We start from the raw sequence: 18346 nt of genomic DNA, 5'->3' as shown, positions 1-18346 counted from the left end.
GGGCTTTGTTTTTTCTATTCTTGCTAGATGCTAGATGCTAGATGCTAGATGGAACAGCTTGTTGTGCTTGCTTCTTATCTAACGCACCACTGAATCGAGTCAGAACAAGAGCGATCAAAACGATCACAGCACCTACCCAAGGGGTGTTCATTAATCCAGATTTCGCGACAATCAAACCACCGCCCCATGAGCCTAATGCAATACCGACGTTGAAGGCTGCAATGTTCAATCCAGAAGCGACATCGACGGCGTCTGGTGTGTATTTCTCAGCCAGTTTCACAACATACACTTGTAGTCCTGGAACGTTACCGAATGCGAATGCACCCCAAACCAAAATGGTAGCAACAGCTGCGTAAGGGTTTACTGCGGTAAAGTTGAATACCACCAGTACTGCGGCTAAACCAGAGAAGATAACGGTCAGTGCTTTAATTGGGCCCATCTTGTCGGCCATTTTTCCGCCCCAGATGTTACCGACCGCCACTGACACACCGTAAACCAACATGATTAAGCTGATTGAGCTCGAATCAAATCCTGATACATTTTCCAGTATTGGAGCAAGGAACGTAAACGCTGTGAATGTGCCGCCATAACCTAGTGCTGTGATAGCGTAAACCAACAGTAAGCGTGGTTGAGTTAGAACCTTTAGTTGTGCCGAAATCTTCGCCGCTGGTGGTTGCTTAAGGTTGCTTGGAACCAAGATAGCGCTACCGATAAGAGCAATAAGACCAAGCAGAGCCACTATCAAGAAGGTCGCTTGCCAGCCAAAGGTTTGCCCGATATAAGTGCCCAGTGGTACGCCGGTTACCAATGCAACCGTTAAACCTGTAAACATGATCGCAATGGCACTGGCTGCTTTATCTTTTGAAACCAAACCTGTCGCGATGGTCGATCCAATCGAGAAGAACACGCCATGGGCAAGGCCAGTCAAAATTCGTGCGGCGATCAGCGTGTTATAACCCGGAGCTTGCCACGCCAATAAGTTACCAATGACAAACAATGCCATCACGGTCAGCAACACCGCCTTACGATTCCATTTGCCGGTTAATGCCGTTATTACTGGTGCGCCAATGGCAACGCCAAGCGCGTATAAACTGACTAATAGGCCTGCCGATGGCAGAGATACATTCAAGTCGCTCGCCATGGTAGGAATCAAGCCTACGATGACAAATTCTGTGGTTCCGATGGCAAAGGCGCTGAGCGTCAATGCAAGTAATGCTAATGGCATAATCATCTCTCTTACTGTTCTTTGTTAAATACCGAGCGCGATAAAATGGGGCAGCTTGTGACTGCAATAGGAGCGCTTCGTTTGATGGCGAGGATTATCTAGCAAAATATATTTGTGAAAAATGCCATCATTAACAAATAACCTTTGTGTTATTTGCAATAATTGGAGAGTTAACCGATTATTGGATTAAGCTGATGAGATCGCAAAGACTCAGATGATTTGAGCTGTGATGAGCACAAGCGAGATGACATTAAACAAAATGAAGATAGCGAAGGAGCCTCATGTTAACCCGTTCAGATGATTTAGAAATGGTACTCACCGTTGTCGATGCTGGTGGTTTTTCTGCGGCGGCAGAGGCGCTGGATGTGCAGGTCGCCAAGGTGTCTCGTTCGGTGAGTAAGGTTGAGTCGCAACTCGGCGTCTCAATATTCAACCGAACAACGAGACGCGTGGAATTGACGGAGGAAGGGCGGCAGTTTGTCGATTCAGTCAGGGTGGGATTACAGATGATTCAGAGCGCGGAAGAAGAAATCGTGTCGCGCGGAGAGTTGCCAAAAGGTCGTTTAAGAGTCGATGCCGCCAGTCCATTCGTATTCCATCAGCTAGTGCCGTTGGTGCAGTCATTCAAAGAGGCTTACCCAGACATTGAGTTGGAACTCACTTCCAACGAAGGCTTCGTTGATCTTCTCGAAAAGAGAACTGATGTTGCGATTCGAATCGGTAAGTTGTCCGATTCAACACTGCACGCTCGCCCGTTAGGAAAAAGTTTACTCCATATTGTGGCGTCACCTGATTATCTCGCTAAGCGTGGGCTGCCCACCAAACCTGAAGATTTGAGTTCGCATCAAATTGTGGGGTTTGCGGGTAACAAAGTGCTTAACCATTGGCCTTTACCAAACCAAAGTGATGTCGCGCCTACTGTGACAGCCAGTAATGGTGAAACCGTGCGTCAACTAGTCTTAGCTGGAAATGGGATTGCTTGTTTATCGGGGTTTATGGTGCAGGAAGATATGGCTGCGGGTCGCCTAATCCCTATTCTGGAACAAGACAAACTTGCCAACACAGACCGAGAGCGAGTGAATGCGGTTTACTACAAGTCGTCATCGGTCTCTAAACGTATCTCGGCGTTTATCGACTTTATTCAGCCCCGTTTGAGCTTGTAGGGAAGGCTTGTGTAGGGACGATAAACGTTATGTAGCGTGAACAATGTTTTCGGTGTTGATCCTTACATGCCCCTTAGATGAACAACAGCTTTAGCGCTTACGTAAGTAATGCGTTTGCACAATCTCATATAAGTAAGTCGACACGCCTGTTAGTGTGAAATCAAGCGGTGAAACTAGATCTCCAAACAATGGTGAAGCATCACCCAGACCGAATAGAGCTCACCATTGACATGGTCGAAAAGCCGCTGAGTTTATACTGTTTGGCACTCACCCAACTTAAGTGATTTGTGGGCCAATTTACCGACCTTTAAATTTATACTGGATAATTACCTATAAATTTCAGGCTTTAGCAGTAATAATCAATGAATAGATCGGAATAGCTTGTTCATTGAAAAGCTGTACGGAAAGTTTCTAAAGACGCCATCGTGAAAAGGAAGTCAGATACATGCCTGTGCTCCAACGCATCAGTTTAACGTTAATCTTAATCGCCGTTTTAGGTGGGTGTTCTTCACTTCCTGAAGGCATCGATCATCCAACAGAACCGCCAACCTCTCCTGCACCTAGTTCTTTATCGGTTCTAACCAATGAATTTCAGCCTGAAGCTTTAGAGCAAGGCACCACTGCGGTTCGTCTGCAAGAGTCTGGTTGGGATGCCTTGGCACAGCGATTAGCGCTGGTCGAAAGTGCCGAGCACACCATCGACATTCAATATTACATCTGGAACTCTGACGAATCGGGCAGCTATCTCGCTAGCCGTTTATTAGCAGCGGCCGAGCGCGGTGTGAAGGTTCGCGTAATGCTGGATGATATCAACCTCAACGAACGTGAAGGGTTGCTGTCGGCACTGGATGCACACCCGAACGTCGAGATTCGTATCTTCAATCCAACACCAACACGCCGCGGTTTGAGTAAATGGCTGAGCTTTGTCGGCGACTTTTCTCGTTTAAATCGCCGTATGCACAATAAGTCGTTTACCGTCGATGGTACTTTGTCTGTGGTGGGTGGCCGTAATATCGGTGATGAATACTTTGACCTTTCTGATGAAATCAATTTCCGAGACCGCGATGTATTAGTCATGGGCTCGGTAGTTAACACCATCCAAACCAGTTTTGTTGAATACTGGAACAGCCGTTGGTCTTACCCTGTCGATATGCTGGATGATGACGAACAACCTGATCTCTCGAAGATAGATAATATTGTCGTTCCGCATTATCAAAATTACCCGGAATTGCCACTAGATCGTAAGGCTGCTGATAGTTTGCTGAAAGAGGTGATTGGTGAGATGGCATGGGTGAATGCGCGTTTTGTTTACGATCAGCCTGTTCCTGATGATTCAGACAATACCGATGAACCGAAAGCGACCGCGATTCTTCTAGGTAAGTTAGCGAGTGAATCGAAACAAGAGATCTTATTGGAATCGGCTTACCTTGTATTCGATGATGGTCAGCTTGAAGAGTGGCAAGTGTTGAACAATAAGGGCGTTGAGATAAAAGCGCTAACTAACTCTATGGCCTCTAATGATCTGGTGACTAATCATTCTGCTTATGCGGGCAGACGTTACGATATGTTGGAGCATGGCATCGATCTGTTTGAGCTAAAACCAGAATCTAAGTTGTGTGAAGCATCGACTCAAGACGTGTCTAAATGTGCGCCTGAGACAGCCTATGGCTTGCACGCTAAATCAGTCGTATTCGACCGCAGCATCGCGAGCATCGGCTCATTTAACTTCAACTTGCGCTCTACCTACCTCAATACTGAATCGGTTTTGATCATCGAAAATAAAGAGATTGCTGAAACGTTAGCAGACACTATTGAGCAAGCAATGAGTGAAGATAATAGCTGGCGCTTGGAATTGGAAGACGGTGATGTGTATTGGTATTCAGGCGATCAACGTTGGGATAGCGAACCTGACACTGGTCAATGGGAACGAATGCAGTCAGGCTTCCTACAGTTGTTACCGATTGAGAAATATCTGTAAGCTAGCCGCCTCCGGATAAATAAAAATGTCAGCGTATATTACGCTGACATTTTTGTTTGTACTGCTGTTTGCTGTGGTTTGTTGGAAGCTCTTAACGGCTTAACGGCTTAACGGCTTAACGGCTTAACGGCTTAACGCTTGGTCAGCTGCTTGCTGTTCAAGTAAGGCAGGATATGCGGGCGAGATTCGCCAGACAGCTTTTGCGTGATCTGCTGTGACCAACTGCTCTGTTTTTGGTTGCTTGAACGGCTTGCGTAGTAGCTTTGCATCGAATCATCGTAGCTGGCAATGTCATCTAGGCTCAGCGGTTGGTATTGGTTTTCGTGCATCACCACGTGAGCTGGAAGGCGAGGCTTGACCTCTGGTTGCTGTGCCGGATGACCTAAGCACATCCCAAACAACACGGCGGTATGTTGTGGTAGTTCTAACAGTTCATCGACTTGTTGTGCGCTGTTACGCAGCCCGCCAATGTACACGCCACCTAAACCTAGAGACTCAGCAGCCAACATGCAGTTTTGCGCCATGATGCCAGAATCGACAGCGCCAATCAGGGTCAGTTCAGTAAAGTCGGTTTTCACTTCAGGGTTGATTTGAGCGTGGCGTTGATAGTCGATACAGAGCACCAAAAACTCAGCCGCGTTCTCCACGTAAGCTTGATTGCCTGCGTATTCGGCTAGCAGTTTACGCTTCTCTTTGTTTGTCACTCTCACGATAGAAACAGCCTGCAGTAAGCTCGATGACGAAGCCGCGAGACCAGCCTGAATAATCACATCAAGTTGTGCTTTTTCAATCGGTTGATTTGTATATTGACGAATGGAGCGGTGCCCCAGAATAGTTTCAATCGTGCTGTTCATAACTCTCAGACAGTCCTTGTGATGATGGCGTAGAGAATCACAATAACGATAATTACCATGAGCGTAAAGGGCATTAGAGCCTTTCTGGTTGACATATTTCAGCAGCGTCAGCCCAGTTTTTGAGATTCTATTTATAATCGATTAATGCCAGCTGCTATGCCGCTGGCATTTTATTATTGAGTGAAACTTGCTTCGAAATAGGCACCAAATGCTCAGAACTGTCGGATAAAATAGGGCATACTGGACTCAATATATAAACCCAAGAAAGTAACCACGCGCATGAATCCAATCTGCCTCAACGACCCTTTTTTTCTTCCTAATGGCCAAGTGATCAAAAATCGCCTGTTCAAATCGGCAATGAGTGAACAGCTAGGTGATAAACATCATAACCCTAAGCAAGGTTTAGTCACGCTTTACCAGCGTTGGGCTCAAGGAGGAATTGGTCTATCCATGACGGGCAACGTGATGGTCGATAGAGGCGCGCTTGGTGAACCTAAAAACGTTGTGTTGGATGAGCAAAGTGACTTAAGCGTATTTCGTGAGTGGGCGAAGGCTGGAACACAAAATGGTTCGCAGATATGGATGCAATTGAACCACCCAGGAAAGCAAATCCCTAAATTCTTATGTGATAGCCCGGTTGCTCCTTCGGCTATTTCTTTAGAGCGCGGATTAGAAAAAGGCTTCAATACGCCACGAGCTCTGACTGAGACGGAAATAATCGCAATCATTGATAAATTCGCGTTGAGTGCAAAGCTTTCAAAACAAGCGGGTTTTACCGGTGTGCAGATCCACGGTGCTCATGGTTATCTCGTGAGTCAGTTTTTGTCTTCAAGACATAATCAACGCCAAGACAAATGGGGTGGCTCACTCGAAAACAGACTTCGTTTCGTGCTTGAGGTTTATCGCGCGATTCGAAAAGAGGTCGGTGACGATTTCCCTGTCGGAATTAAGCTCAATAGTGCTGATTTCATGAAAGGTGGCTTCACTGAAGAAGAGTCGATGCAGGTTGTGCAAACACTGAGTGATAACGGTATCGACCTGATTGAGATCTCCGGCGGCACCTATGAAAGTCCATCAATGATGGGTTCGAAAAGCAAAGCTGAACCAATCAAGGCCAGCACGGTAAAGCGTGAAGCGTATTTTATGGATTACATGGTGAAGGCGAGAAAACTCGTCAGCACACCGCTGGTGGTCACGGGTGGTTTTCGAACCGCGCAAGCAATGAATGAAGCATTAAACACCTCGGCGACCGATTTTATTGGTATTGCACGCACAATGGCGGTTGATCCTGATTTCCCTAACAAGTTAATTGAAGACCCTAGCCACGGCATGCCACTAACGGTGCCAACCACAGGAAAGCCCGCATTAGACAAGATGGCGATGGTCGGGCTGGCTTGGTATGAACATCAAATGTGGCGCATTGCCTCTGGCAAGAATGCTGACCCTAAACTTAGCGCATTAAGCGTGGTGGTAAAAACAATTCTCAGCGCTGGCTGGCACGCTTTCAAAAAGCGCAGAGTGTAAGCAGTCATGGATTGATAAAGCAGAACTTTGAGGAATTGAAGTTCTGCTTTTTTGTTTGTCTCCTTTTAAGTTCTCGATAAATACATCGCAGAGCACCCTCAGCCAGCTTAGCTGTGGTACTAATCTAATACCAACATGAGCATTGGTTATAGTGTTCATAAGTGGCAAATCAGAGTAGACCAACTAGGATGAATTGAATTAAACCCTACAATTAATTCAACAACATGGTAGTTGCTATGAAGAAAATAACCCTCTTATCTGTCGCGATCTTATCCAGTCTCTCTTTCTCATCTTTTGCTAAAGATTGTGATCCCAACTTGCTGCCTTCTTGGAAGGACAGCGAGAGTAAATCCGCTATCGTCGACTTTGTTGGGCAAGCTACTAAAGCTGAGTCTGATACGTTCGTGGCAATTGAAGATCGCATTGCCGTGTTCGATAACGACGGTACGCTTTGGTCGGAAAAGCCTTATTACTTCCAATTAGCCTTTGCACTAGATCGTGTAAAAGAGATGGCGCCTGATCACCCTGAATGGAAAACCGAAGCACCGTTTAAGTTTGTACTCGAAGATGATATTGAGAGCGTTCTGGGCAGCGGTGAAGAAGGGCTATTGAAAATCATCATGGCGACACATTCTGGTATGACTGTTGAGCAATACCAGCAAGACGTTGAGCAATGGCTGACGGTAGCAAAAGATAAACGTTTCAACAAAGCCTACACAGACCTTACTTATCAGCCAATGAAAGAGATGCTGACTTACCTGCAAGAGCATGACTTTAAAACTTATATTGTGTCGGGCGGAGGCGTTGATTTCATGAGAGCGTGGGCTCCACAAGCTTATAATATTCCTACAGAGCAAATCATCGGTAGCGCGCTTAAATACAACTACAGCTACAACGATGGTAAGCCAACCGTTACTAAAGACTCGTCCATTTTGACCATTGATGACAAAGCCGGAAAGGTCACTAACATTCAGCATATTATCGGCAAGAAACCTATTCTAGCGGTCGGCAACTCAGACGGTGACCAAGCGATGATGCAATGGGCTACGAGCCAACCCAACTCAATGGCGATGATTGTTCATCACACTGATGCTGAGCGCGAGTGGCAGTACGATCGTGAGTCTCACGTTGGCAAGCTTGATAAAGCGCTAGATGAGGCGAATTCCAGAGAGGATTGGACACTGATCGACATGAAATCAGATTGGTGTGAGGTGTACTAACGCCAAGTATACCCTTGGTCAAAACTTCAAAGGCTCGGATTTTAAATTCGAGCCTTTTTTGTGAGCGGAGGTTTTGGGAATGAACGGTTTGAAAGCAATCGTTTGAAAGGAATAAGGTGTTATGGGTTCGCTTTAAGCAAGAACGTACTATAAATTTTCAATGCATGACGGTTTAATCGAGTTAGTCGGAAATTAAAGGAATAGCAAAATGAAAACGATCGGTTTGCTCGGCGGTATGAGTTGGGAGTCGACAGTGAGCTACTACAAATCCATCAACGAGGGCGTTAAAGCCACACTCGGCGGGCTCAATTCTGCAAAGGTTTGTATGTACAGCGTGAACTTCGATGAGATAGAAAAGCTTCAACATCAAGGTCGCTGGGCTGAGACGGCGGATATCTTATCGGACGCGGCTTTATCGGTAGAGAAAGCCGGAGCGGACTTCATCCTGATCTGTACCAATACCATGCATAAGATCGTTCCTGAGATCGAAGAGAAGGTCACGATTCCTATCTTGCACATCGCTGATACCACAGCGCAGAAGTTGCTTGAACAGGGTGTAAAGAAAGTTGGATTACTCGGTACCGCTTTCACCATGGAACAAGATTTCTATAAAGGCCGTCTGACTAACAAATTCGGTATCGATGTGGTGATTCCTGATGAGAGTGACCGAGAGAAAGTCCACAACATCATTTATCAAGAGCTGTGTCGAGGCCAAGTAAAAGAAGAATCTCGAGATGTATACCGTCAAATCATTGAGAAGCTAGGCCAACAAGGTGCAGAAGCCGTTATTCTGGGCTGTACTGAAATCGCCCTCCTGATTCAGCAGCAACACACTGATGTTCCCTTGTTTGATACCACAGCCATTCATGCAGAAGCGGCTGTACGTTTGGCGACGAGTGACTAACTTCTAGTTCTTATTCTTAGTTCCATAGCTGTCCTATTTTCGCTCTTGTACGATTTTCATTCGTTGAAGTGAAAGTTTTTTGTACAAAAGCAGGTCGTTAGTTAAAGAAGCGATGCTTTGTTCATTAACCAAGGCCTTATCGGTAGGTAAGGTTTTAGTTAATGACTGAGGTATTCGCGCTTTTAAGCACTATGCTTTAGTCATGACTAAAAGAGGATTAATTATGAAATGGCTTATCTTATCTGTAACGCTATTGTTTGTGGCGGGATGCCAATCAACAGGCTCTGAAACATCTTCACATGATCAAATGAATAAAGTAGATACAAGCGGGTGCAGTAGCTAATCTCTTTGTAGAAACATTTTTCAGCTGCTTCGATAACGATTGTTAACTCTACTTGTATATAGATCTACCTTATAAAGCCTTGTGTTCTTACAAGGCTTTCTTCTATGTAAAGCATCTTATTTTTCTAGGTGGATGTTGTAAATTTGTGAATCTGAACTGTCTATATTCTAGGCTGTGTACTGGATCTCATTTGTTATTTGAGTCCCTTGCTAAGGTAAATAATGAATGTGTACTACCAATCACTTTACTCAACTTAAGAGGTTTCTATGCTAGGTGAAAATCACTCTCTTGTTCACGAATTTCCTGAAATGAAAGACAAAATTGCTGAGCTTGCTAAAACTGACGATGGCTTTGCAGAAGATATGAAGACATACGACAACCTTGATAAAGAGATTCGTAAGCTTGAGCTGAAAGATTCACCCATTGATGACGGCTCGATGCACCAACTGAAACATGATCGTTCTGTACTGAAAGATGCACTGCATGCACGTTTAACTGGCTAGTGAGCTAGTAATTTTGCTGATTAGCTAAATGGCGAATTGCAGACTTAGACAAAAAAACTCCTTCGGGAGTTTTTTTCGTTTTGGCACAATAACATCTTCACAATTCAACTGAGTTAATACGTTGTATTGTTATGTGAATGACGCATAATGAGGGTTACTGGTACACGATTTTTAAGATTTTATTGGTAATCTCATGAATATTGAACACCTCAAATTGTTTGTTCGTTTAGCTTCCACACATAACATCAGCATGGCTGGGCAAGAGCTTGGTTTGTCTCCTGCTGTTGCAAGCTCGCACATCAGTAAACTGGAAGACAATTTAGGCGTTCGCTTGGTCCACAGAACCACTCGTAAGGTCTCTTTAACCGAAGAGGGGGAAGCATTCTTACCTCATGCTGAAGAAGTGTTATCGAGCGTGGATGCTGCCAAATCGGCGGTCGGTGTGGGTTGTGATTCTCCAACCGGAACGCTGAGAGTTACCGCATCTGCGTCTTTTGGACGTTTGCATCTTGTTCCTGCTTTACCTGGATTCTTAGAACGCTACCCTGGGTTAAAAGTCGATCTCAGGCTATCAGACTCGATGGTGGATGTTGTTGAGGGTGGCTTTGATATCGCGATTCGTATCTCGGAGCTGAAAGACTCGACACTGATTGCCCGAAAATTGGCGACAGACAAACGTATTGTGTGTGCATCGCCTGATTACTTAATCAAATATGGTAAGCCAGCTACACCTCGAGATCTTAATGATCATCAGTGTATTAGCTTAATTGGTTTAGAAAACTGGACCTTCAATACTGAAAGCGGGCCTAAGACGATTAAGGCATCTGGGTCGTTCAGGGCAGATAACGGGGAAGCACTGCGTGACGCAGCCTCAGGTGGTATGGGGATCACGGTGACATCGAATTGGTGTGCCTATGAACAACTGAAAAGCGGTCAGCTGGTTCAAATATTAGAAGATTACCCATTAACATCAGAGCCTGCAATTTGGGCTGTGTACCCAAGTACAAGGTTACTTGCACCAAAGGTGAGAGCCTTCATTGACTACTTCTCTGAATATTATGGTAATCCGCCGTATTGGGAGAAAACATAGAGACAAACGTTATTAAAGCGCTGACATGGTGAGCGTTTTTAAATGTGTTGTTTCGTTGAGATAAAGAATAGCAACCTTTTGTGAAGTTGATAATCAACCGGATTAATAAAACACTATTTAGTTTTTGTTGAAAATAGAGGTGTGAATAAAGTCTCAGGCTGAGCGGAATAGTAGACAATAAAAAAGCTTAGCGTGGGGAGCGCTAAGCTTTGTCATTATTTATATTCAGGAGCGGATGGTTTTGCTAGAAGAACTAACCGACTTGAGAAAAGTTCACCACAGTGCTTTCAAGATTCTCTTTTAAGTAGCTAGAAACTGCATGCTGCTCTGTTTCACTTAAGTACAGGCCAAGCTTGGTTCTGCGCCACAAGATGTCTTCGTCAGTCATCGCCATCTCTTCATTGATCAAGTAATCGATCTCAGCTTGATAAACGCCGTGTGCTTCGCTTGAGAATTGGGTACCAAGATCAGCTTCGCTCGTTGCACCTTCCAGCAGCTTCCAAGTGTAAGTACCAAATTGAGTCACATAACGTAGTAACAGTGCTTCTGATATCCAAGGGTACTTGGTGTGGATCATCTTAGCGAGCTGTTCTCTGCTGCAGCTGAAGTTACCACCCGGTAGTGTGTCGTTAGCTGTCCAAGGTGCGCCCATGTGTTTCAGGTAAGGTTCTAGCTTGTTCAGTGCCGCTTCGCCGAGTTTACGATAAGTCGTTAACTTGCCACCAAAGATAGATAGCAGTGGTGCTTGATCCATTTCTGCATCCAGCTCCAGTGTGTAGTCACGAGTGATCGCTTGTGGCGAGTCAGATTCATCATCACAAAGCGGTCTTACGCCACTGTATGTCCACACAACATCGTCACGCTCTAGTTGCTTAACAAAATGCTGGTTAACGATATCAATCAAGTAATCAACTTCTACATCGTCGATAGCCACTTCGCGAGGATCGCCTTTGTATTCAAGGTCGGTAGTACCGATGATCGAGAACTTATCTAGGTAAGGGATCATGAACACAATACGATTGTCTTTGTTTTGCAGAATGTACGCTTGTGGTTCGTCGTGAATGCGTGGCACAACAATGTGTGAGCCTTTGATCAGACGAATATTACGAGGCGAAGCCTGCTCTAAACCATCATCAAAGAACTGTTTCACCCAAGGGCCAGCTGCGTTGACCAATGCTTTCGCTTTGCGCTCGAAACGTTGGTTTGTCATCACATCAAGAATCGTTACGTGCCAAATGTCGCCTTCGCGGTGTGCTTTTTCAACTCGGCAGTAGTTGCGTACTTCTGCGTTGTTTTCTTTCGCCGCCAACACGTTCAGCAATACCATACGCGCATCATCTACCCAGCAGTCTGAGTATTCGAAACCTGTTTTCATTTCTGGTTTAAGCAAACCTGATTGAGCCAAGTTCACCGTTTTACTTCCAGGAAGAGTGGTGCGCTTACCCAAGTTATCGTAAAGGAATAGGCCACAGCGAATCATCCAAGCTGGGCGTAAAAATGGTCGATGAGGTAAACGGAAACGCATTGGTTGTGCAACGTGAGGCGCTTTTCTTAACAAGACTTCACGTTCAGCGAGTGCTTCCGAAACCAAACGAAATTCGTAATGTTCAAGGTAGCGTAGGCCACCGTGGATAAGCTTTGAGCTAGCGGAAGACGTCGCAGACGCGAAATCATTTGCTTCGTATAAGCCAACGTTTAGACCACGACCTGCTGCATCTGCCGCGATGCCTGCACCATTGATGCCGCCGCCAATCACGATCAAGTCTAAAGTGGAAGATGTACTGTTGTTTGAATTATTTTGTTGAGCACTCATGGTTTTGACCTCTTTCTGAGCGAACGAGCATTTTAGAACATAATTGAATCCTATATGAACTTTCGTTTGCGGTCATTTATTATTTTCGTTTATGCGCGTTTTATGTGATTTGCGCATAAAAAAACCTTCGCTTATGACAGCGAAGGTTCCAAATAACTCTCATTCGAGCATAGAAGTGATATTAATCATGTTCAAGTGCGACTTTCCAAGTAACAAAAAAGCCCATTATCGATAAAGTGATCTATCAATAATGGGCTCTTTTAATGAACATGATTTCTGAGCGTTTTTTTATTCGTCCGACGCTAGTGGTTGAGACGCGGTCTCGATCACTTCCAATGGGATCGATGAATCCTTGAGGATGTTCAGGATCTCTTCTGGTGGCTGTTTATTGGTGAACACCATGTGTGCTTGAGAGATGTTACCCAGCTTAACCATTGCGTTGCGACCAAACTTACTGTGGTCGACGGCTAAGAAGATGCTGCGGCTGTTTTCGATGATAGCTTGCTTCACTCGAACTTCATGGTAGTCAAAATCAAGCAGTGAGCCGTCAAAGTCGATGCCGCTGATCCCTAGAATGCCGAAATCGAGGCGGAACTGCTTCACGAAATCGAGTGTTGCTTCACCCACGATACCGCCATCACGGTTTCTCACTTCGCCACCTGCCAAGATAACCTTTATCTCTGGGTTTGGTAGCAGGATACTGGCAACGTTGATGTTGTTAGTCACGACTCTGAGTTGTTTGTGGTTTTTGTTCAGCGCGCGTGCCACCGATTCTGGTGTGGTGCCGATATCAACGAACAAGGTTGCACCATCTGGAATGTGTTTAACCAGCTCGTCGGCAATCACATCTTTTTCATTGAAGTTAAGCGCTTTACGCGTGTTGTAAGAGGTGTTTTCTGAGCTAAGAGGAATGGTTGCACCACCGTGATAACGACGGATTTTGTTGCTATCAGCCAGCTCATTGAGGTCTCGTCTGATGGTTTGTGGGCTAACATCGAACTTCTCTACGAGCTCTTCGGTGCTCACATATCCTTGTGTTTTTACCAGGTCTACAATCTGCTGGTGTCTTGGTATCTGCTTCACTTAACTTACCACTCCCTGCACGCTATGGGCTCTAGCGCGTCACAATCGAAAATATTAACTCGCGCTATTGTGCTCGAATTGATGAGGAGAGAGAAGTAATGATAGTAAGGAATTATGTCCAAACCGCAAAAACGTTGATCAAAACATGAAAAATTGGCTCCAAACGCAAAAAAGAGCACAAAATAGTGCTCTTTTTAGTTTCGTTTACTGAGGAACGAACAATTCAATCGATAAGAGAGTGATTATTCGAACGCTCGATTTTACTCTTCGTCGTCATCGTGCAGTTCAGACCAAACTTGTGCACACTTGATAGCACGCTTCCAACCTTTGTAACGGCGGTTACGCTTTTCTTCATCGTGGTGTGGCAAGAACGTACGGTCTAGTACTGCTTTGTCTTGAAGCTCATCGATGCTGTCCCAGAAACCAACTGCTAGACCAGCAAGGTATGCTGCACCCAGAGCCGTTACTTCAGTTACTTCAGGACGGTGAACTTCTGTATCTAGTACGTCTGATTGGAATTGCATTAGGAAGTTGTTCGCTACTGCACCACCATCAACACGTAGGTTTGCTAGCTTGATGCCAGAGTCCGCTTGCATCGCATCCAATACGTCACGAGTTTGGTAAGCAATACCTTCCAGTGTTGCACGGATGATGTGGTTAGAGTTAACACCACGAGTCAGGCCAACAATCGTACCGCGAGCGTAAGCATCCCAGTATGGTGCGCCTAAACCAGTAAACGCAGGGACTACGTAAACGCCGTTTGAAGAATCCACTTTCGTTGCGAAGTACTCAGAGTCTTCTGCGCCAGCCAGTAGTTTCATTTCATCACGTAGCCATTGGATTGATGCGCCGCCCATGAATACCGCACCTTCCAGTGCGTATGCAGGTTCGCCTTTAGGGCCACATGCCAGTGTGGTTAGAAGGCCGTTTTTCGATGTGACTTTCTCTTGGCCTGTGTTCATTAGAAGGAAACAACCAGTACCATAAGTGTTCTTAGCTTGGCCTGCTTCTACACACATTTGACCGTAAAGTGCAGCTTGTTGGTCACCCGCAATACCCGCGATTGGAATACGAGTACCGCCTTTACCACCAAGGTTCGTTTGACCGTAAACTTCAGAAGAACGCTTCACTTCAGGCATCATTGATGACGGGATACCCATTTCATCAAGTAGCTTTTGATCCCAACATAGGTCGTTGATGTTGAACAACATAGTACGTGACGCGTTAGTGTAATCCGTAACGTGAACACGTCCTTGAGTCATCTTCCAAACCAACCAAGTATCAACGGTACCGAACAGTAATTTGCCAGCTTCAGCGTCTTCGCGAGCGCCTTCAACGTTGTCTAGAATCCATTTTACTTTTGTACCTGAGAAATACGGGTCAAGGACTAAGCCTGTATTGTCACGTACGTAGTCTTCTAGGCCACGTGCTTTAAGGTCTTCACAGATGTCTGCAGTACGGCGACACTGCCATACGATTGCGTTATAAACAGGCTTGCCTGTCTCTTTGTTCCAAACAATGGTGGTTTCACGTTGGTTCGTGATACCAATGCCCGCTAGCTCATCGCTGCGGATGCCTGCTTTAGCAAGAGCTTCAACCAATGTAGAGCTTTGAGTCGCCCAGATTTCCATTGGATCGTGCTCGACCCAACCTGCTTTCGGGTAAATCTGAGTGAATTCTCTTTGAGAAGAGCTAACGATGTTTGCATCGTGGTCGAGGATTACAGCGCGAGAACTTGTGGTGCCTTGGTCTAGGGCAACAATGTATTTTTGCTCGGTCATGGTAAGAATCCTTTTTCTTTCGTTATTTATATTTTAGTAAATGTAAGGTCGCTTAGGGATTAAGCTTGAGCTTGTTCAGCTTCTTCTTCTGTTTCACATTGGTTTGGAATTGTGCAGCCTTGGCCTTCTACTGGTAGGTAAGCACCGATAACACGTGGGTACAACCAACCACCAAAACACGCACCAGCAATTGGAGCAAGAATTGGAACGATGAAGTAAGGAATATCACGAGCACCGCTTAGTGCGAAATCCCAACCTGCAAAGTAAGCGAACAGTTTTGGTCCGAAGTCACGAGCAGGGTTCATTGCAAAGCCCGTCAGTGGACCTAAAGAACCACCGATAACCGCGATAAGAATACCGATCAGTAGAGGGTTCATTGCACCGCGAGATGCGCCGTTGTTCTCATCACCTAACGCTAAAATGGCAAACATCAACACTGCAGTAATCACGAATTCCACAGCAAAAGCGCCGAAGAAAGAAAGTGAAGCATGTGGGTAAGTCGAGAAGATACCAGCAGTTGATAGTGCGTCTTGGCTGCTACGAACGAAGTTATGTGCGATTTCGTAGTCAGTAAATAGGTTGCTGTACAGGCTGTAAACCAATGCTGCAGAGCAGAAAGCACCAAGCAGTTGCGAAATGATGTAAGGCACCACTTTCGCTTTATCAAAGCCATGGAACATGGCCAGTGCAATCGTTACGGCTGGGTTGATGTGTGCGCCTGAAACGCCGGCAGTACAGTAAATTGCAATCGCAACACCGAAGCCCCAGATGATGCTGATTTCCCATTGTCCGAATGTCGCACCAGTTAATACCAGAGCGGCCACACAGCCAACGCCAAAGAATATGAGTAATCCTGTACCGATAAATTCAGCCAAGCATTGCCCAAATAAAGAAGGGTGTTTGTTTGTTGTCATGTTCGAGTCCTTTTTAGTTTTGCTTATCTAGCACGTGTATTGTGCATATATTTGCGAACTCGAAAATAAACGAACATCAAAAGTGAGCGTTTGAGCATAAAATTGTTAATTAAAGTCACTTGAAATGTTAATCCGAACACTTTTGCTCGAAAAAGATGCTCGCATGAACGTCATTGCTCGAATTGATAGGTTGCGAAGCCGCTCAAACTACCTATATGTAAATGAATGCGCAACTGGTACGAGGAGTTTATGTTTGGATTTGTGATGCTACTTCGTGAGTGGCGGATTATTAGACTTAATTAGGGAGGGCTGTGTGATGTTTTTGCTATGTAACAAGGGCGTTAACAAATGAGCTTGTATGCATAAATGAATAAACTGCCAACTATGTTGTAGTTTGGCAGTTTTAATTTGGGTGTATGTTCTTGTTATACGAGACGAACTTACCGCTCTAAACCAGAGCTGCAACTTTTCCTTTCGCAACCAATTGATCTCGAACTGAGTCATACGCCCAGTTGAACGCAATCGCGTAAAGTACGAAGAAGATAACTAGGCCGATGTCCATGATCAGTACGGTTAGGAAGTCGAGTTGTAGAACCCACATCAAGACAGGTAGAGTCACTGTCATTAAGCCAAGCTCAAAACCTAATCCGTGCAGGATACGTGTTTTCGTGGTTCTTTTGCTTCGGTCTGCTCCGTAAATTTTGTCGTAGCCATAGTTGTAAACGTAGTTCCAAGCCATCGCTATCAATGATATTGCGAGCGCTAAGCCTGCCATTTCACCTGCGCCGTTTCCTGTAATATAGGTTGCAAGCCCTGCCATCAAAACCAAAGCAACCAATTCAAATAGCACCATGTGCAACATGCGTTCTTTATGTGACATTTTTCTAACTCTCTTTACGATTAAATAGCCGCCGATGGGCTAATGACTTGGCTAAATAATATCTACTTAAGTGATAATATAAAGATAGTTAGCATCACATATAGTGATAGTAAGTTTTGGGAGACACCGAATGTACAACATTGAACAACTGAAAATGTTTGTGTATGCCGTTGAATTAGGGTCATTTTCTGCCAGTGCTCGTCATTTGGGGAAGGTGCAGTCGGCGGTGAGCCAAGGCATCAGTAATCTTGAAATAGATTTTAATGTTGAGCTTTTTGATCGTTCGACTCGAAAGCCTTCACTAACCAAAGCGGGCGAGCAGTTATTTAAACAGGTGAAAGCGATCGTGCTTCAGGTTGAAGATCTGAATGTGACGGTTAGTGCGATGGGCAGTGGTGAAGAGGGGCTCATCAAAATTGCATTAGATGATTCACTATTGGTCCCGAATCTATCTAAGATCCTTAGTCAGTTCAGTCAACAATTCCCTGCGACTGAAGTGGAACTGGTTGCGTGTACCACGACAGAGGTCAATCCGTTAATTATCGAAGAGAGGGCCGACATTGGATTAATGTTTACTAACTTGGCTTTTGATGTCGGTTCTGAGCCTTGCTTTATCGGTCACTTACCGTTTATTGCTGTGTGTCATCCAAGTCATGCGCTCGCAAAAACAGGTGTGGCGAAACTCTCTGACTTACTCCCGCATCGTCAGTTAATGTTGAGGGGAGACAAAGGTAAGGTGATGGATCAGTTTCCGCTGATTGCCGGAAAGGTATGGTGGTCAAACAGCTTTATCGTCATTAAAGAGATGATTCTTGGTAGCGATATCGGTTGGGCATACTTACCGAAACACCTTGTTGAAGAAGAGCTTATTAAACAGCGCTTGGTAGAGGTGAATGTGTCATTTGACCATAAAACTTGGTCGCCTCCGGTTGATCTTGTTCTGTCTAAAACACGCTCAAAAGGTCCTGCATTACTTTGGCTTGAACAAGCATTGAAAGGCCTATTAGACGAAACTGAATAAAGAAAAGGCTCACCGTTTAACGTGTGACCCTTTCTGTTCAAAGTGATGCT

Annotated in this window: 15 protein-coding genes; 8 read left to right on the top strand and 7 right to left on the bottom strand. The window is 45.1% G+C overall.

The window, feature by feature from the left end; translation table 11 throughout:
• Positions 1-37: 37 nt before the first annotated feature.
• The gene (locus tag AB6E54_RS16230) at positions 38-1225 is read right to left on the bottom strand and encodes an MFS transporter (protein WP_017064027.1); all 1188 of its coding nucleotides are present in this window, start codon (positions 1223-1225) and stop codon (positions 38-40) included.
• 281 nt (positions 1226-1506) lie between these two features.
• Here AB6E54_RS16230 and AB6E54_RS16225 point away from each other — a divergent pair, with 281 nt between their 5' ends.
• A complete protein-coding gene (locus AB6E54_RS16225; protein WP_017064026.1) occupies positions 1507-2388 on the top strand; it encodes a LysR family transcriptional regulator in 882 nt (293 codons plus the stop codon).
• A 445-nt stretch (positions 2389-2833) separates the two neighbouring features.
• Positions 2834-4366: a phospholipase D family protein gene (locus tag AB6E54_RS16220; protein ID WP_372106981.1), complete on the top strand. Its 1533-nt coding sequence runs from the start codon at positions 2834-2836 to the stop codon at positions 4364-4366.
• Positions 4367-4497: 131 nt separating this feature from the next.
• On the opposite strand, the gene nfsA is transcribed toward AB6E54_RS16220, so the two are convergent.
• Positions 4498-5220, bottom strand: a complete 723-nt coding sequence (gene nfsA / locus AB6E54_RS16215) for an oxygen-insensitive NADPH nitroreductase (protein WP_372106979.1) — start codon at positions 5218-5220, stop codon at positions 4498-4500.
• 279 nt (positions 5221-5499) lie between these two features.
• Here nfsA and AB6E54_RS16210 point away from each other — a divergent pair, with 279 nt between their 5' ends.
• The 5 genes from AB6E54_RS16210 (at position 5500) to AB6E54_RS16190 (ending at position 10804) form a co-directional block, all read left to right on the top strand.
• Positions 5500-6744 carry an NADH:flavin oxidoreductase/NADH oxidase family protein gene (locus AB6E54_RS16210; protein ID WP_372106977.1) on the top strand — a complete coding sequence of 415 codons (1245 nt, stop codon included), beginning with the start codon at positions 5500-5502 and terminating at the stop codon, positions 6742-6744.
• A gap of 236 nt (positions 6745-6980) precedes the next feature.
• A complete protein-coding gene (locus tag AB6E54_RS16205; RefSeq protein WP_108202399.1) occupies positions 6981-7964 on the top strand; it encodes an HAD family phosphatase in 984 nt (327 codons plus the stop codon).
• Between the two features lie 208 nt (positions 7965-8172).
• Positions 8173-8868, top strand: coding sequence for an aspartate/glutamate racemase family protein (locus AB6E54_RS16200; RefSeq protein ID WP_372057865.1), 696 nt, complete (start codon positions 8173-8175; stop codon positions 8866-8868).
• Between the two features lie 609 nt (positions 8869-9477).
• Positions 9478-9714: a YdcH family protein gene (locus AB6E54_RS16195; protein WP_060980671.1), complete on the top strand. Its 237-nt coding sequence runs from the start codon at positions 9478-9480 to the stop codon at positions 9712-9714.
• 193 nt (positions 9715-9907) lie between these two features.
• Positions 9908-10804 carry a LysR family transcriptional regulator gene (locus AB6E54_RS16190; protein ID WP_102332360.1) on the top strand — a complete coding sequence of 299 codons (897 nt, stop codon included), beginning with the start codon at positions 9908-9910 and terminating at the stop codon, positions 10802-10804.
• A 253-nt stretch (positions 10805-11057) separates the two neighbouring features.
• Here AB6E54_RS16190 and glpD read toward each other — a convergent pair whose 3' ends face one another.
• The 5 genes from glpD to AB6E54_RS16165 all read right to left on the bottom strand — a co-directional run bounded on the left by glpD (position 11058) and on the right by AB6E54_RS16165 (position 17275).
• Complete coding sequence (gene glpD / locus AB6E54_RS16185; protein WP_102332361.1) at positions 11058-12617, bottom strand: glycerol-3-phosphate dehydrogenase; 1560 nt, start codon at positions 12615-12617, stop codon at positions 11058-11060.
• A gap of 288 nt (positions 12618-12905) precedes the next feature.
• Positions 12906-13700 carry a DeoR/GlpR family transcriptional regulator gene (locus tag AB6E54_RS16180; protein WP_004740378.1) on the bottom strand — a complete coding sequence of 265 codons (795 nt, stop codon included), beginning with the start codon at positions 13698-13700 and terminating at the stop codon, positions 12906-12908.
• A gap of 260 nt (positions 13701-13960) precedes the next feature.
• Complete coding sequence (glpK, locus tag AB6E54_RS16175; protein ID WP_017060940.1) at positions 13961-15481, bottom strand: glycerol kinase GlpK; 1521 nt, start codon at positions 15479-15481, stop codon at positions 13961-13963.
• A gap of 59 nt (positions 15482-15540) precedes the next feature.
• A complete protein-coding gene (locus AB6E54_RS16170) occupies positions 15541-16395 on the bottom strand; it encodes an MIP/aquaporin family protein (protein WP_004732234.1) in 855 nt (284 codons plus the stop codon).
• 448 nt (positions 16396-16843) lie between these two features.
• Positions 16844-17275 (bottom strand): PACE efflux transporter, encoded by a 432-nt coding sequence (locus tag AB6E54_RS16165; protein WP_017064018.1) that lies wholly within the window; start codon positions 17273-17275, stop codon positions 16844-16846.
• A gap of 130 nt (positions 17276-17405) precedes the next feature.
• On the opposite strand from AB6E54_RS16165, the gene AB6E54_RS16160 reads away from it, so the two are divergent.
• Positions 17406-18296: a LysR family transcriptional regulator gene (locus AB6E54_RS16160; RefSeq protein WP_017066099.1), complete on the top strand. Its 891-nt coding sequence runs from the start codon at positions 17406-17408 to the stop codon at positions 18294-18296.
• The last annotated feature ends 50 nt before the right edge of the window (positions 18297-18346 follow it).

This window comes from Vibrio sp. 10N.247.311.49, from assembly GCF_041467655.1.
Lineage (GTDB): Bacteria > Pseudomonadota > Gammaproteobacteria > Enterobacterales > Vibrionaceae > Vibrio > Vibrio crassostreae_C.
The sequence above is the reverse complement of the archived record's forward strand: the minus strand, read 5'-3'. Positions and strand labels throughout refer to the sequence as shown.